The organism is Escherichia sp. MAL-1 (assembly GCF_052948035.1).
In genome coordinates this window covers 19,919-33,378 of sequence record NZ_CM129609.1, presented here as the reverse complement: position 1 = coordinate 33,378, position 13,460 = coordinate 19,919, and the positions used below count along the sequence as shown (strand labels likewise).

Here is a 13,460-nt window from a genome sequence, read left to right as displayed (position 1 = left end):
CTTGAGCGGTTACTGAAAAAACACCGCGATCTTGTTAAACATCGTCGGATCGGACTGATTACGCTGCACTTTCACGACATCTTCCAGCTTATCGATTTGGCTTATCATCTGCTCCAGACGCTGGTCGTCATTGACCAGTAGCCAGATATGGCTTTTGTCGCTGTCCTGAATCGGCAGACAAAGAATGCCTTCAACGTTAAAAGCGCGGCGGGCAAAAAGGCCACAAACGTGGGTCATTACGCCCGGATGGTTGCGAACGGTGAGCTCCAGAATTACGTTGTCATGAGTTGTGTTTTGCATGGCTTATTCCCCCACCATTTCAGTATTCGCCGCACCTGGCGGCACCATCGGGTAAACTTTTTCTTCGGCATCAATGCGCACATGGATCAGCGCCGGGCCAGGGCGATTGATGATTTCCTGCAATGAAGCCTGCGGATCGGCTTCGTTATTCAAATCACAGGTTTCGAGGCCGAATCCGGCGGCAATCTGCATAAAGTTGATTTTGCCCGGATAGGTGGCGGCAAAAACGCCTTGCTCGTAGAACAGACTCTGTTGCTGATGCACCAGCCCCAGCGCTTCGTTGTTCATCAGAATGATTTTGACATCCAGCTGATTTTCACTGGCGGTCGCCATCTCCTGAATATTCATCATCAGGCTGCCGTCGCCGGAGAAACACAACACTTTGCGATCCGGGTTCGCCAGCGCAGCGCCAATCGCCGCAGGCAGGCCAAAACCCATCGTGCCCAGCCCACCGGAGGTCAGCCACTGGCGTGGGCGATTGAGCGGATAAGCTTGCGCGGTCCACATCTGATGCTGACCAACGTCGGTGGTGATAATTGCATTGTCATCGACACAGGCGGCAACGGCGTTGATCAGGCCGTAATGGCTTAACGGATCGCACGCTTTCGGGATTGGACACGGAAACTCACGCTGCAAATCCGCTACCAACTGGTGCCACTCTGCACGCGGTTGCGCTTCCACCAGCGGGATCAACTGCGCCAGCACGTCATCAACATCCGCCTGAATCGCCACGTGCGGCTGCTTGATTTTACCCAGCTCTGCACGGTCGATATCGACATGAATGATTTTGGCATTCGGACAGAACTGCTCGGTTTTGCCAATCGCCCGGTCATCAAAACGCGCACCGAGCACTATCAACAAATCCGCCTCCTGCAAAATATAGTTGGTGCTGCGCACGCCGTGCATCCCCAGCATACCCAGCGACAACGGATGCGCTTTTGGCAACATGCCCAGCGCCATTAAAGTCATGGTGGTAGGCAGTTGCGCTTTCTCCGCCAGTTCACGCACCCGTGCGGGCGCATTGATCACACCGCCGCCCAGATAAAGCACCGGGCGTTTGGCAGCGTTAATCATCGCCGCTGCGTCACGAATGCTTTCTTCGCTAAAGGCGGGGGCGGCGGCTTTTTCTGCCATAGCGGGCTGTGTTTCAATCTCAAAAACTGCCGTTTGCACATCCTTAGGAATGTCTATCCACACCGGGCCTGGGCGGCCTGATTGCGCAATGCGGAAGGCATCGCTCATGACCTGCGGGAGTTCTTCGATATGTCTGACCAGATAGTTGTGTTTGGTGATGGGGATAGAGATGCCGTAGGTGTCCACTTCCTGGAAGGCGTCGGTGCCGATCATCGAGGCGGGAACCTGACCAGTGATGCAAATCAGCGGGATGGAGTCCAGCCGCGCATCGGCAATGGCGGTCACCAGGTTAGTCGCACCCGGTCCGCTACAGGCCATACAGACCGCCGGTTTACCGTCGGTGCGCGCCATTCCCTGAGCGATAAAGCCCGCGCCCTGTTCATGACGGGCCAGAATATGGCGGATTTGCGTGCTTTGGCTTAAGGCATCGTAAACAGGCAGGATAGAACCGCCCGGAATGCCTGTCACAATCTTAATGCCCTGCTGTTCCAGGAAATGAACGATAAATTCTGCGCCGGTAAAGCGCTTACGCGTCGATGTTGTGCCCGAACTTGCCATGCTCCAGTCCTTTTCTTCTGGGCCGACTTTCCGGGAGGTGCTTAAACGAAAAACCCCGCCCGGTTTGCGCCGGCGGGGTTTTGGAATCGTGTGTTGTTCCAGTCCCTACGGCGCATTGCCGACGACCACCACCACACGCACGACGACCACTGCGGCGGATGGCGCAGTTGGTAGTAGTTTTGCGTTGAGCATGGAAGTAGTCATTGGGGACCTTGTTGGTTTTGTGTTTAACAATATTTATACAAGCACAGCTTTACAGGGGAGACAATGGAAAATTTTTCAGCAAGGGAAAATTGAGGGGTTGATCACGTTTTGTACTGAATTGCAGATAACAAAAAACCCCGCCGGAGCGAGGTTTCGTCAGTCGCCTGCGGCTGGTAACCGCAAAGCACACTGTATTATGTCAACACTGAAAGTATACGTGTTCCGCGCAGAACGCGCAATTTCGGCACGAATTTTGACGTATTTAGTGCATAGTTGAGTATCGATCACAGTTTGCGTTTTGTCCAAATATTACTGTTTATTTATACAGTAAACTTCTATAATATCACTGTACGCAATGTGTTATGCGGGGGCCGCATCGTTACCCGGCGCACTAAGTCCTGGCTGAAACGGGTGGTGCCGTCAGCGCCTTAACCCCGCGTGAGCACACTGTGTTATGTCAACAAGCACAACGTTTCTCCTTGAGATACCGCGTGCACAACAGCTGGCAACAGGCAGCGGAAAGGTACGTCAGCTGGCAGTGCTCCTGAACCACAGGAGACGCGTATGAGCCTGGTGGATATCGCCATTCTTATCCTCAAACTCATTGTTGCAGCACTGCAACTGCTTGATGCTGTTCTGAAATACCTGAAGTAATTCAGATTCAAGTCGCACCAAAGGGGAGCGGGAAACCGCTCCCCTTTTATATTTAGCGTGCGGGTTGGTGTCGGATGCGATGCTGACGCATCTTATCCGCCCTACCATCTCTCCCGGCAACATTTATTGCCGCTTTTGTTTACATATTCTGCCGCTAAACAATTCCCCATTCCTGGCGTATATCTGGCTAACATTCATCAATGTGATAGATTCCTCTCCCGCATTTATGGGAATGCGTAGTGACTTATTCTAATTATTTTTATAAAAGCATCCGTGATAATGAAAAGGCAAAGAAACGTCAATTTGTTATTGATGTTGGTATTACTCGTGGCCGTCGGTCAGATGGCGCAAACCATTTATATTCCAGCTATTGCCGATATGGCGCGCGATCTCAACGTCCGTGAAGGGGCGGTGCAGAGCGTAATGGGCGCTTATCTGCTGACTTACGGTGTCTCACAGCTGTTTTATGGCCCGATTTCCGACCACGTGGGCCGCCGACCGGTGATCCTCGTCGGAATGTCCATTTTTATGCTGGCAACGCTGGTCGCGGTCACGACCTCCAGTTTGACGGTGTTGATTGCCGCCAGCGCGATGCAGGGGATGGGCACCGGCGTTGGCGGCGTAATGGCGCGTACTTTACCGCGAGATTTATATGAACGGACACAGTTGCGCCATGCTAACAGCCTGTTAAACATGGGGATTCTCGTCAGTCCGTTGCTCGCACCGCTAATCGGCGGTCTGCTGGATACGATGTGGAACTGGCGCGCCTGTTATCTCTTTTTGTTGGTTCTTTGTGCTGGTGTGACCTTCAGTATGGCCCGCTGGATGCCGGAAACGCGTCCGGTCGATGCACCGCACACGCGCCTGCTTACCAGTTATAAAACGCTTTTCGGTAACAGCGGTTTTAACTGTTATTTGCTGATGCTGATTGGCGGTCTGGCCGGGATTGCCGCCTTTGAAGCCTGCTCCGGCGTGCTGATGGGCGCGGTGTTAGGGCTGAGCAGTATGACGGTCAGTATTTTGTTTATTCTGCCGATTCCGGCAGCGTTTTTTGGCGCATGGTTTGCCGGACGTCCCAATAAACGCTTCTCCACGTTAATGTGGCAGTCGGTTATCTGCTGCCTGCTGGCTGGCTTGCTGATGTGGATCCCCGACTGGTTTGGCGTGATGAATGTCTGGACGCTGCTCGTTCCCGCCGCGCTGTTCTTTTTCGGTGCCGGGATGCTGTTTCCGCTGGCGACCAGCGGCGCGATGGAGCCGTTCCCCTTCCTGGCGGGCACGGCTGGCGCGCTGGTCGGCGGTCTGCAAAACATTGGTTCCGGCGTGCTGGCGTCGCTCTCTGCGATGTTGCCGCAAACCGGTCAGGGCAGCCTGGGGTTGTTGATGACCTTAATGGGATTGTTGATCGTGCTGTGCTGGCTGCCGCTGGCGACGCGGATGTCGCATCAGGGGCAGCCCGTTTAAGCGCACGTCACCGCAGCATCGTCATCAGCTCCATGGGAGAACGATGCTGCTTTATCAGATCACGCATCACCCGCATATGCGGTGCGGAGTAAGAATAAAACGCCTGATAGCCCGCACAAAGCACGCTGTCTGGCGTCTCCTGCCGAGCGTGCGGGCACAGGCGATGCCAGTCGCACGCCTGGCAGTCACAGCGCGGTTGCGGGTTTTCGCTGCCACACCATTTTTGTAAGGTGGCGTCAAAAAGCTCAATCGAGATACGACTGATATCTGCCCGCACCCAACACTCGAACAGGGCAATTAAAAATTTCCCCCACAGCTCTGCTGTCACCGAAGCGGCCGTCAGATCGCCCCGGTCATCAAATTCAAGATAGGGAATGAGCTGTACGGAGCGGATGCCCCGCTGTTTGAAATTGTGATAAAAATCGGCAGGTTGCAGAGCATCCTTGTACTCTACAACCAGTTTATGCCTGTCCTCTTCAGCATCAATGACCTGACTTCCTGTCATGCGACTCTCTCAATAAATACGATAAGTTGATGTATATGCGTTACAGCAAACAGTATTGCGAGAGATAACACCGCGAGGGAGATCAAAAATTTGTCACGGACTACGTGAAATTGGGAAAAATCGCTATTCGTGACATCCATTAAATTGCGATTACGGGTGTAGTGCCAGAGGATCAGCGCCACGATGGCGAGAATGCCAATCGAAATCCAGAATAACATGCCCGCCTGGTGCCAGTTGTGTTTGATAGCCAACGCCATCAACGCGCCGTAGCCCAGCATGGTACGAAACCACGCCAGTGATGTGCGCTCCGGCTGCAGTCCTGGGTCGGCAATGCGTCTGGCTTTGCGGCTATCCGGCATACAACACCAGTCCCATAACGATCACCGCCACGACCATCAATATTAAGCTAATGATTAATAAGCTGTTGGTGTAGGGCAGGTCCTCTTTCAGACGCATCGCTTTTTCATTGCGTAACCAGCGCAAGTAGCCATACATCGCTAACCCGCCGGAAAACAGACACAACAACAACGCCAGCAGTTCGCGAATGACGGGCGTGGCGAAATCTGGCGCAAGTTGATCAAGCCCAACCCCCGCCGCCAGAAATCCTAGTGCAGTACGGATCCACGCCAGAAAAGTACGCTCATTAGCCAGCGAGAAGCGGTAATCAGGCGCTTCTCCGAGGCGGGAAATTTTCATTGTTGCTCCTTTGCAATTTCACTAACGCTCTACCTTTAGCGGTTTTTTTAAGAATTTCGTCCGCCCGTTTCCTGATATGCTTTTGCCATCCGCTACAAGGAGGTCAGATGGGTATCATAGCTCAAAATAAAATCAGTTCATTGGGCATGCTGTTCGGTGCCATCGCTTTAATGATGGGGATTATCCACTTTTCATTCGGCCCTTTCTCCGCACCACCGCCAACGTTTGAAAGCATCGTGGCGGACAAAACGGCTGAAATTAAAAGAGGTCTTCTCGCCGGAATAAAAGGCGAAAAAATTACCACCGTGGAGAAAAAAGAGGACGTAGATGTCGATAAAATCCTCAATCAAAGCGGTATCGCACTGGCCATTGCTGCGCTACTTTGCGCATTTATTGGCGGTATGCGTAAGGAAAATCGCTGGGGCATTCGCGGCGCGCTGGTTTTTGGCGGCGGGACGCTGGCTTTCCATACCTTGCTTTTTGGTATCGGCATCGTGTGCAGCATTTTGCTGATATTCCTTATCTTTTCCTTCCTGACCGGCGGTTCACTGGTTTAAGCAGCCTGAATAATGCCCGCCGGGTGATCATCAGCGGGCATTATCGTCAGAACTTCTGTTTTTTCTCCTCCACCTTCACCCCTTGTGTCGGTAGGCCGGTGTCATAGTCGCGTACAACTGGCGAATAGCCATCTTGTGGACGTGGACGAAACGCCCCCATCCAGCGCGGCCGTGCATCTTTACGCCACGGACGCAGACTCCATTGGTAACTGCGGAACGGATCGCGAATTTTGTCCATGTAATCCAATAAGGCGTCATGCATTTTGCTGCGAACGTCTGCAAAACGGATATCATCGATCAGGTTATGCATTTCATTTGGGTCATTACGGCGATCGTAAAGTTCATCACTGGTGAAGAGGTTGAGTACCAGTTTAAAGTCATCCGTCACCCAGCAACGCACCGGAATAAAACCGCCAAAGCTGTCATGCTCAATCTCGTAGCGGTTAAATTCCACCATCACGCCGCGTGGCTCTTTCACGGCAAGGATATTTTCCCCCGGCAGAATCTCTGGTTTTTCAATATCTGCCAGCGCCATCATTGTCGGCAGTAAATCGATATGACTGACTGGCGTATCGACCTGTCGCCGCTCCCCTTGCGGCGAACGGATGATCAGCGGAATGCGGGTGATGTCGTCATACATCGCCGCCCCTTTACTGATCAGCTTATGTGCGCCCATCATTTCGCCGTGATCGGAGGTATAAATAACCCACGTATTTTCACGTTGCTCTGGCGTTAAGGCATTGATGACCCGTCCGATTTGGTCATCAACAAAGTCATTACAGGCAAAATAGAGCGGATGGTGATAAAGCCCGTCATCACCGACTGGCGATGGCATCGCCTGCGCCCATAAGCGGTGATGTTCCGGTTTGTTAGCCAGGTCATCCTGTGCTTTCTCGCCCAGCTCGTAGTAAAAATCAGCGTATTTCTCTAAATACTCCACCGGACAGGTGAACGGGTGATGCGGCTCATCATACGAAACCACCATCAGGAAAGGCTCGTCTGCGCGCGCAGGCTGTTGCAGAAAATCCACCGCCCGATTGCTGATACGATGCGCCCAGGTGAAGGTTTCGTCGATATGGTTCGCCTGTAAATCTTCGACGCTGTTTAGGCCATTGCGCCACAGGCTAATCTCTTTTTCCGTCAGTTCGCTAAGATAGTTCGCCCCATCGAACCAGTAATCAGCGTCCCACTCCGGCGGACACTCGCCAGTGCCGAAATAGTCATGACCGTCGAGATGCCATTTGCCGATGTAACAGGTGTGATAGCCGGCATCCTTAAAGTAGCGCCCCATAGTGGAGATGTTTTTGCCTGGCGCGACGTTGTTGGTCCACGGGCCGGACTGGTTAGCGTAGATACCGGTAAATAGTCCGGCCCGTGCAGGCGTACAAACCGGTGAACAGGTGTAGGCGGAATTAAAGCGAATACCTTCCGCCGCCAGACTATCAATATTTTGCGTATTCAGCGGTTTACCGCTATAGCAACCGACCATATTGGTGGCCTGGGTATCGGTCATGACGAACAGAAAATTGGGGCGTTTCATAGGCTATCCTTCCCGTCGGGAGTAAAGGTTACGGCTGGGTCGTGACGATGCCGCCAGCTGTCAAAAATCAGGTAGACAATCACTACGGCGGCAATGAAATAACTGATCATCGCTAACCAGCGCGTACCGTAGCCGCCGAATTCAGCCAGCCCGGCATAGACGCCAATCATCGCGAACAGGATGCCAATTGACGCGATCTTGACGTTTTTCCACGGTTTCATGTCCACCGCAAACGCATCTTTGAAGGTGAACGGCGTGGCGCGCGGTTTGATAAAACCGATCACCAGCATCACGACCACGTTGATGCAGAACGTACAGGCCAGCACATAGAGGAAATGGAAGTCGAACTTCACCAGATAGTTGATGGTGATGTAGCTGATTATGCCAATCCCCATCGCTACTTTTGCCGCCAGCGCCGGGATGCGCGGGAAGAAAAAGCCCATAATGATGATGGTAACCAGCGGCACGTTGTAAATGCCGTTGAGCTGTTTCATCCAGCTATACAGCCCCTGCGGCGCGTTGGCGATCCACGGCGCGACCAGCACCGAAACGATAGCGATAAAGAAACCAAATTTGCGCCCGACGGTGACCAGCTGCTGCGGCTCGGCATTCTGGTTAATGATGCGACGGTAAATACCCATACTGAATAACGTACTGGCGCTATTCAGAAAGCCGTTGAAGGTACTGATCACCGCACCAAATAACACCGCGCCGAAGAAACCCACCATTGGCACTGGCAGAACGTTATTGACCAGCGTCGGGTAGGCCATGTCGGCTTTCGGTAAATCCTGATACAGATGAAACGCAATCAACCCTGGCAGCACCAGTACCAGCGGGTCGAGCATTTTCAGCACCGCCGTTAACAGCGCCCCCTTTTGCCCTTCCGCCAGGCTTTTTGACGCCAGCGTGCGTTGCACGATGCCCTGATTTGTACACCAGTAAAAGGTGTTCACCAGAATCAAACCGGTAAATGCCGCGCCAATCGGCAAGGGATCGGTCGGGCCACCGATTGAGTTTAATTTCTCGGCGTGAACGGTGGTGAGTTGCTCAATGCCCTGCATAAAGCTGCCCTTGCCCATCGCGATCAGGCCAAATACCGGCACCATCAACCCGCCGATAACCAGCCCAATACCGTTGATGGAGTCCGCCACTGCCATTGCGCGCAGTCCGCCGATCACCGCATACAAAATTCCCGCCAGACCAAGCAAAATTACCAGTAGCCAGATAGCCGCACCGTGAGAAATCTGTAGCGATTCCCCGACGTGAAACAGGCTGTTGAGCGCCAACGCGCCGGAGTAGAGAACAATCGGCAGAAAGCAGACGCCGGTGGCAATTAGGAAGCAGAAGTCGATGATAATACGCGTCGTTTTATCATAACGTTCCTCCAGAAAATCGGGGATGGTGGCAATGCCGCGCTTCAGATAGCGCGGTAAAAAGATTAGCGCGAGGAAGATCAGCGTCACCGCTGAAGTCACTTCCCAGCCCATCACCGACATGCCGCTTTTGTAGGCCTGCCCGGAAAGGCCGACCAGTTGTTCCGTGGAAAGGTTGGTTAGCATTAACGAAGCGGCAATAACCGGCGCTTTTAGTGAACGTCCGGCAAGAAAATAGCCTTGTTGCGATCCGGTATCTGTTTTGCGGACCTTCCACCAGGTGATCACCGCCACCAGCAGCGTAAAACCGACAAAACTCAAGATTTGTAACGAATTCATCTCATAGCCCTTATTTATGTTTATGTCCCGGACGCATGAATATAGGGAGAGGTAAAATGCGTCGGGTCAGGCAGTCAGATTCTTAAAATACAAACGTCGTATCCCTGAACGGATTGTTTTCTGTTAAGTTCAGGTTGTGAGCATAATTCGCCGGAGGGATATTAAAATGAATGGAAAATTGCAAAGTTCAGATGTAAAAAACGAAACTCCGTACAATATTCCCTTATTGATTAACGAAAATGTGATCTCCAGCGGAATTTCTCTGATCTCGCTCTGGCATACCTACGCCGACGAGCATTACCGGGTGATCTGGCCGCGGGACAAGAAGAAACCGCTTATCGCCAACTCATGGGTTGCGGTGTATACCGTACAAGGATGTGGGAAAATTCTTTTAAAGAATGGCGAACAAATAACACTGCATGGCAACTGTATTATATTTTTAAAGCCAATGGATATTCACTCTTATCACTGTGAAGGTTTAGTCTGGGAACAGTACTGGATGGAATTTACCCCCACCAGTATGATGGATATTCCCGTTGGTCAGCAAAGCGTTATTTATAATGGCGAAATTTATAATCAGGAACTCACTGAAGTTGCTGAATTAATAACTTCACCAGAAGCAATAAAAAATAATCTGGCAGTCGCTTTTCTGACGAAAATTATTTATCAGTGGATTTGTCTTATGTACGCAGACGGTAAAAAAGATCCACAACGGCGGCAAATTGAAAAATTAATTGCCACTTTACATGCCAGTCTGCAACAACGCTGGAGCGTAGCCGATATGGCTGCCACGATCCCCTGTAGCGAAGCCTGGTTGCGTCGTCTGTTTTTACGCTATACCGGCAAGACGCCGAAAGAATATTACCTCGATGCGCGTCTGGATCTGGCGCTATCGCTATTAAAGCAACAAGGAAACTCGGTTGGCGAAGTCGCTGATACGCTCAACTTCTTCGACTCCTTTCATTTCAGCAAAGCCTTTAAACATAAATTTGGTTATGCGCCGTCAGCCGTGCTAAAGAATACGGACCAGCACCCAACGGATGCCAGTCCACACAATTAACGTAACTCTGGCCAGTACGCTTTGTTGGCCTCCAGCAATTCATCCAGAATAGCTTTGGCGACCGAGGCGCTCGGTACCGTTTTCGACAACGTAATCGCCTGCCACAGGTGCTGATATGAACGCTGTTCCCAGGCGTCCACGACCAGTTTTTCCACCGCCACTTGCTGACTCATTAACCCTTTCTGAAACTGCGGGATATCGCCGACCACCAGTGGTTCTGGTCCGTTGTGCCCAACCAGACACGGGATCTCGACCATCGCTTCATCATCAAAGTTATGAATTGCCCCGTTGTTAGGCACAATCAGCAACATCCGCTCCTGAGTGTTGAAGGCAATTGCCGCCGCCAGATCGACGATGTATGACGCATGTTCGTCAATTTCCAGCTTGCCCGCCGCTGAATTTCCTGCCGCCGTAATGGCGCGGCAAGCATCGAAAACCTGTTTCTCGCGATATTCCATCACCTCATTCGCGCGGGTATGTTCAGGGTTAGAATGCTGAACGACGTAATCCGGGAAGAGATAATATTTCAGATAGGTGTTTGGTAATGTATCCGGGGCCAGTGCCTGGACATCCCGCGCTTTTGCATAGGTGTCGTTCCAGCTCGCTTCAGTATGCGTATCTTGCTGCGGTGGAACATAACCATGCTTAGAGACATATTGCCGCAGCTGGGGCATCAGGTCGTTGCCCTGCAAATCTTCAATTGATGTCCACCAGCCAAAGTGGTTCAGGCCGTAGTAGCGCACGCGCATCTGTTTGCGATCTTGCAGCCCAACAATTTGCGCCATCCGGCTTTCAATACCGATTGGCATGTCACAGATGTTGAGGATTTTCGCATTCGGGCGCAGACGACGCGTGGCTTCTGCGACAATGGCTGCCGGGTTGGAGTAGTTGAGCATCCAGGCATTTGGTGAATATTTTTCCATATAATCCACCAGTTCCAGGACGCCACCAATGGAACGCATGCCGTACGCTATTCCGCCGGGTCCGCAAGTTTCCTGACCAACAACGCCGTGGCGCAGCGGGATTTTTTCATCCAGTTCGCGCATCGGGTATTTGCCGACGCGGATGTGCGCCATAACAAAATCAACGTCGCTGAACGCTACTTCAGGATCGGTGGTGTAACTAAACGCAATGTCCGGCGCTTTTTCTTTAAGGATGACTTTACAGGCTTCGGCAATCACTTCCTGCCGCGCACCATCGTTATCATAAAATTTCAGTGCACGAAGCGGGAAACGGTCCTGATTCGCCAAGAGCATCAACACGATGCCTGGCGTAAAGGTGCTTCCACCGCCTGCGACAACCACTGAGAATTTGGTCATTATACTGCCTCCGTAATGGCAACATTTTCTGCTGATTGATGAGAATTAATTAAGCTATCGAGCTGTTCACGCAGCTGAGATACATGCAGACCAATGATCACCTGAATGGCATCGCCACTACGGAAGACGCCGTGCGCTCCCAGCTTTTTAAAGACTTCGTCATCCAGCGTTTGTGACATGTCATGCAGTGCAATACGTAGACGCGTCGCGCAATTGTTGATGCTGGAGATATTGCCGACCCCGCCCAGGGCTTGCAGGATACCGGCAGCCTGATCCAACTCTTTTTTTGGCTCTGCAGCGGTGGTTTGGCCTCGCGAGGCTTTATATTCGGCTTTTGAGTAGAGTTTCACTTCCGCATCTTCACGTCCCGGCGTACACATGTTGAACTGCAGTATCAGGGTGCGGAAAACCACGAAGTACAGCAGGGTAAAGCACAACCCAATGGCGATTTGGGTCAGCATCATATCCGCGTGGTTGCTGAACATCGGGATCCAGTTTTGCGGTAAAACCTGGTCAATCAGACCTCCGCCCATGTTGCCCACCACACTAAAGAGATACATTACGGTCGACATTGAGGCCGCAAGCACAGCGTGTACCGCAAACAGCAACGGTGAAATGAACAGGAAGGTAAATTCCAGCGGTTCGGTAATTCCCACCGGCATGGCGGTTAAGGTTGCGGGAATCAGCAAACCCGCCACTTTTACCCGATTTTCCGGTGCGGCAGTGAAGTACATCGCTAAAGAAATGCCCACGGCACCAAAGATTTTTGAGTTACCGTGCAGGGCAAAACCGCCTTCCGGGAACAATGATTTCAGCGGCTCGGCGCTCAAACTGAACTCTTGCAGATGCTGCGCCCAGTACATCTGAATGCCGCCTTCAACAGCTGCCGGACCAAAGATAAACGGTCCGTAGATGAAGTGGTGTAAACCGGTTGGGATCAGAATACGTTCGAGGAAGGTGTAAACCCACACCCCAAGCGCACCCGCCGAACGCAGGAACGCTTGCAGAGATTCAATCCCCATTTGTACTTTTGGCCAGCCGAGCAATGTCAGCCAGGCACAGGGGATCATCACCAGGAAGGCGATAATCACCACATAAGACGTCCCCTGGAAAATGCCGAGAAACACCGGCAGTTTTTTATCAAACAGACGGTTATGCAGCGCCGTCACAATGCCGGAAATGATAATTGCGCCGATAATGCTGGTATCGAGGGTTTTAATCCCGGCCATCATTGTCAGACCGCTGCCTGCCACCGCGTCCTGAGTGAAATCGACGCCGAAGTAGCTTCCCCAGGTCATTCCCATCGCGTTGATGAAATAGTTCCAGGTCAGGAAACTCACCATCACCGCAAGACAAGCACGCCCCTGCGCTTGCTTAGCAAGGCCAATGGGTAAACCGACAGCAAAAATCAGCGGCATATTACGGAATACCGTCCAACCGCCCTCTTCAATAATGTGTACGATTTGCGCGAATAAACTGTTTGGATCGGTCAGTGATACCCCGACAAACATCGGGTTTTGCAGCAAGATGGCAAGACCCACCACAATCCCGGCGAAGGGAAACAGCAGCACTGGCGTGAACATCGCGCCGCCAAAGCGTTGAATTTGACTGAGCATTTCCACATCCTCTTTTCTCAATTCTGTAAGTAGGAAGCCTGATTGGTTATGCGGCAGGCCTGGAGCGAGGATAGGAAGATGCGATCGGCAGAACATGACGACCCAATGGGATTCGTGATCGCTTTCATGCTTTTCGTTGGG

15 protein-coding genes are annotated in these 13,460 nt (G+C 52.0%); 4 read left to right on the top strand and 11 right to left on the bottom strand.

The genetic code is table 11. From position 1 onward, the window contains the following. Nucleotides 1-9: 9 nt before the first annotated feature. The 3 genes from ilvN to ivbL all read right to left on the bottom strand — a co-directional run bounded on the left by ilvN (nt 10) and on the right by ivbL (nt 2,196). Nucleotides 10-300: an acetolactate synthase small subunit gene (gene ilvN, locus ACU8XX_RS00170; RefSeq protein WP_001181706.1), complete on the bottom strand. Its 291-nt coding sequence runs from the start codon at nt 298-300 to the stop codon at nt 10-12. A gap of 3 nt (nt 301-303) precedes the next feature. After that, on the bottom strand, nt 304-1,992 hold the full coding sequence (gene ilvB, locus ACU8XX_RS00165; RefSeq protein ID WP_000168475.1) for an acetolactate synthase large subunit: 1,689 nt from the start codon (nt 1,990-1,992) through the stop codon (nt 304-306). 105 nt (nt 1,993-2,097) lie between these two features. Then, nucleotides 2,098-2,196 (bottom strand): ilvB operon leader peptide IvbL, encoded by a 99-nt coding sequence (gene ivbL / locus ACU8XX_RS00160; RefSeq protein ID WP_001300753.1) that lies wholly within the window; start codon nt 2,194-2,196, stop codon nt 2,098-2,100. Nucleotides 2,197-2,760: 564 nt separating this feature from the next. Between ivbL and tisB the strand changes: the two genes are divergently transcribed. Then, nucleotides 2,761-2,850 (top strand): type I toxin-antitoxin system toxin TisB, encoded by a 90-nt coding sequence (gene tisB / locus ACU8XX_RS00155; protein ID WP_000060506.1) that lies wholly within the window; start codon nt 2,761-2,763, stop codon nt 2,848-2,850. A gap of 123 nt (nt 2,851-2,973) precedes the next feature. On the opposite strand, the gene ysdE is transcribed toward tisB, so the two are convergent. Next, a complete protein-coding gene (ysdE, locus tag ACU8XX_RS00150) occupies nt 2,974-3,048 on the bottom strand; it encodes a protein YsdE (RefSeq protein WP_211180519.1) in 75 nt (24 codons plus the stop codon). 81 nt (nt 3,049-3,129) lie between these two features. Here ysdE and emrD point away from each other — a divergent pair, with 81 nt between their 5' ends. Beyond that, nucleotides 3,130-4,314: a multidrug efflux MFS transporter EmrD gene (emrD, locus tag ACU8XX_RS00145; protein ID WP_112033970.1), complete on the top strand. Its 1,185-nt coding sequence runs from the start codon at nt 3,130-3,132 to the stop codon at nt 4,312-4,314. 7 nt (nt 4,315-4,321) lie between these two features. Here the strand turns inward: emrD and ACU8XX_RS00140 are convergent, their stop codons facing one another. The 3 genes from ACU8XX_RS00140 to ACU8XX_RS00130 are packed head-to-tail and all read right to left on the bottom strand — an operon-like array spanning nt 4,322 to nt 5,515. Next, entirely contained in the window at nt 4,322-4,819 is a 498-nt protein-coding gene (locus ACU8XX_RS00140; RefSeq protein WP_000148061.1) for a radical SAM protein, read from the bottom strand. Beyond that, on the bottom strand, nt 4,816-5,178 hold the full coding sequence (locus ACU8XX_RS00135; RefSeq protein ID WP_001113432.1) for a DUF202 domain-containing protein: 363 nt from the start codon (nt 5,176-5,178) through the stop codon (nt 4,816-4,818). The genes ACU8XX_RS00140 and ACU8XX_RS00135 overlap by 4 nt, the downstream gene beginning before the upstream one ends. Further along, a complete protein-coding gene (locus tag ACU8XX_RS00130) occupies nt 5,168-5,515 on the bottom strand; it encodes a YidH family protein (protein ID WP_000703959.1) in 348 nt (115 codons plus the stop codon). The genes ACU8XX_RS00135 and ACU8XX_RS00130 overlap by 11 nt, the downstream gene beginning before the upstream one ends. A gap of 107 nt (nt 5,516-5,622) precedes the next feature. Between ACU8XX_RS00130 and yidI the strand changes: the two genes are divergently transcribed. Continuing rightward, the gene (gene yidI, locus ACU8XX_RS00125; RefSeq protein ID WP_000511289.1) at nt 5,623-6,072 is read left to right on the top strand and encodes a protein YidI; all 450 of its coding nucleotides are present in this window, start codon (nt 5,623-5,625) and stop codon (nt 6,070-6,072) included. A gap of 46 nt (nt 6,073-6,118) precedes the next feature. Here yidI and ACU8XX_RS00120 read toward each other — a convergent pair whose 3' ends face one another. Continuing rightward, a complete protein-coding gene (locus tag ACU8XX_RS00120; protein WP_000828527.1) occupies nt 6,119-7,612 on the bottom strand; it encodes a sulfatase-like hydrolase/transferase in 1,494 nt (497 codons plus the stop codon). Next, on the bottom strand, nt 7,609-9,324 hold the full coding sequence (locus ACU8XX_RS00115) for a solute:sodium symporter family transporter (protein ID WP_001087145.1): 1,716 nt from the start codon (nt 9,322-9,324) through the stop codon (nt 7,609-7,611). The genes ACU8XX_RS00120 and ACU8XX_RS00115 overlap by 4 nt, the downstream gene beginning before the upstream one ends. 166 nt (nt 9,325-9,490) lie before the next feature. On the opposite strand from ACU8XX_RS00115, the gene ACU8XX_RS00110 reads away from it, so the two are divergent. Next, nucleotides 9,491-10,384, top strand: a complete 894-nt coding sequence (locus ACU8XX_RS00110; RefSeq protein ID WP_001013540.1) for a helix-turn-helix transcriptional regulator — start codon at nt 9,491-9,493, stop codon at nt 10,382-10,384. On the opposite strand, the gene ACU8XX_RS00105 is transcribed toward ACU8XX_RS00110, so the two are convergent. After that, nucleotides 10,381-11,703: a 6-phospho-alpha-glucosidase gene (locus ACU8XX_RS00105; RefSeq protein ID WP_097466564.1), complete on the bottom strand. Its 1,323-nt coding sequence runs from the start codon at nt 11,701-11,703 to the stop codon at nt 10,381-10,383. The genes ACU8XX_RS00110 and ACU8XX_RS00105 overlap by 4 nt on opposite strands. After that, the gene (locus tag ACU8XX_RS00100) at nt 11,703-13,319 is read right to left on the bottom strand and encodes a PTS sugar transporter subunit IIB (RefSeq protein WP_016241721.1); all 1,617 of its coding nucleotides are present in this window, start codon (nt 13,317-13,319) and stop codon (nt 11,703-11,705) included. Before ACU8XX_RS00100 ends, ACU8XX_RS00105 begins: the two co-directional genes overlap by 1 nt. Nucleotides 13,320-13,460 lie beyond the last annotated feature (141 nt).

Bases quoted from the DNA above. Each gene is read 5' to 3' on its own strand.
- ilvN (WP_001181706.1), bottom strand. From the start codon at position 300: ATGCAAAACACAACTCATGACAACGTAATTCTGGAGCTCACCGTTCGC.
- ilvB (WP_000168475.1), bottom strand. From the start codon at position 1,992: ATGGCAAGTTCGGGCACAACATCGACGCGTAAGCGCTTTACCGGCGCA.
- ivbL (WP_001300753.1), bottom strand. From the start codon at position 2,196: ATGACTACTTCCATGCTCAACGCAAAACTACTACCAACTGCGCCATCC.
- tisB (WP_000060506.1), top strand. From the start codon at position 2,761: ATGAGCCTGGTGGATATCGCCATTCTTATCCTCAAACTCATTGTTGCA.
- emrD (WP_112033970.1), top strand. From the start codon at position 3,130: ATGAAAAGGCAAAGAAACGTCAATTTGTTATTGATGTTGGTATTACTC.
- ACU8XX_RS00140 (WP_000148061.1), bottom strand. From the start codon at position 4,819: ATGACAGGAAGTCAGGTCATTGATGCTGAAGAGGACAGGCATAAACTG.
- ACU8XX_RS00135 (WP_001113432.1), bottom strand. From the start codon at position 5,178: ATGCCGGATAGCCGCAAAGCCAGACGCATTGCCGACCCAGGACTGCAG.
- ACU8XX_RS00130 (WP_000703959.1), bottom strand. From the start codon at position 5,515: ATGAAAATTTCCCGCCTCGGAGAAGCGCCTGATTACCGCTTCTCGCTG.
- yidI (WP_000511289.1), top strand. From the start codon at position 5,623: ATGGGTATCATAGCTCAAAATAAAATCAGTTCATTGGGCATGCTGTTC.
- ACU8XX_RS00120 (WP_000828527.1), bottom strand. From the start codon at position 7,612: ATGAAACGCCCCAATTTTCTGTTCGTCATGACCGATACCCAGGCCACC.
- ACU8XX_RS00115 (WP_001087145.1), bottom strand. From the start codon at position 9,324: ATGAATTCGTTACAAATCTTGAGTTTTGTCGGTTTTACGCTGCTGGTG.
- ACU8XX_RS00110 (WP_001013540.1), top strand. From the start codon at position 9,491: ATGAATGGAAAATTGCAAAGTTCAGATGTAAAAAACGAAACTCCGTAC.
- ACU8XX_RS00105 (WP_097466564.1), bottom strand. From the start codon at position 11,703: ATGACCAAATTCTCAGTGGTTGTCGCAGGCGGTGGAAGCACCTTTACG.
- ACU8XX_RS00100 (WP_016241721.1), bottom strand. From the start codon at position 13,319: ATGCTCAGTCAAATTCAACGCTTTGGCGGCGCGATGTTCACGCCAGTG.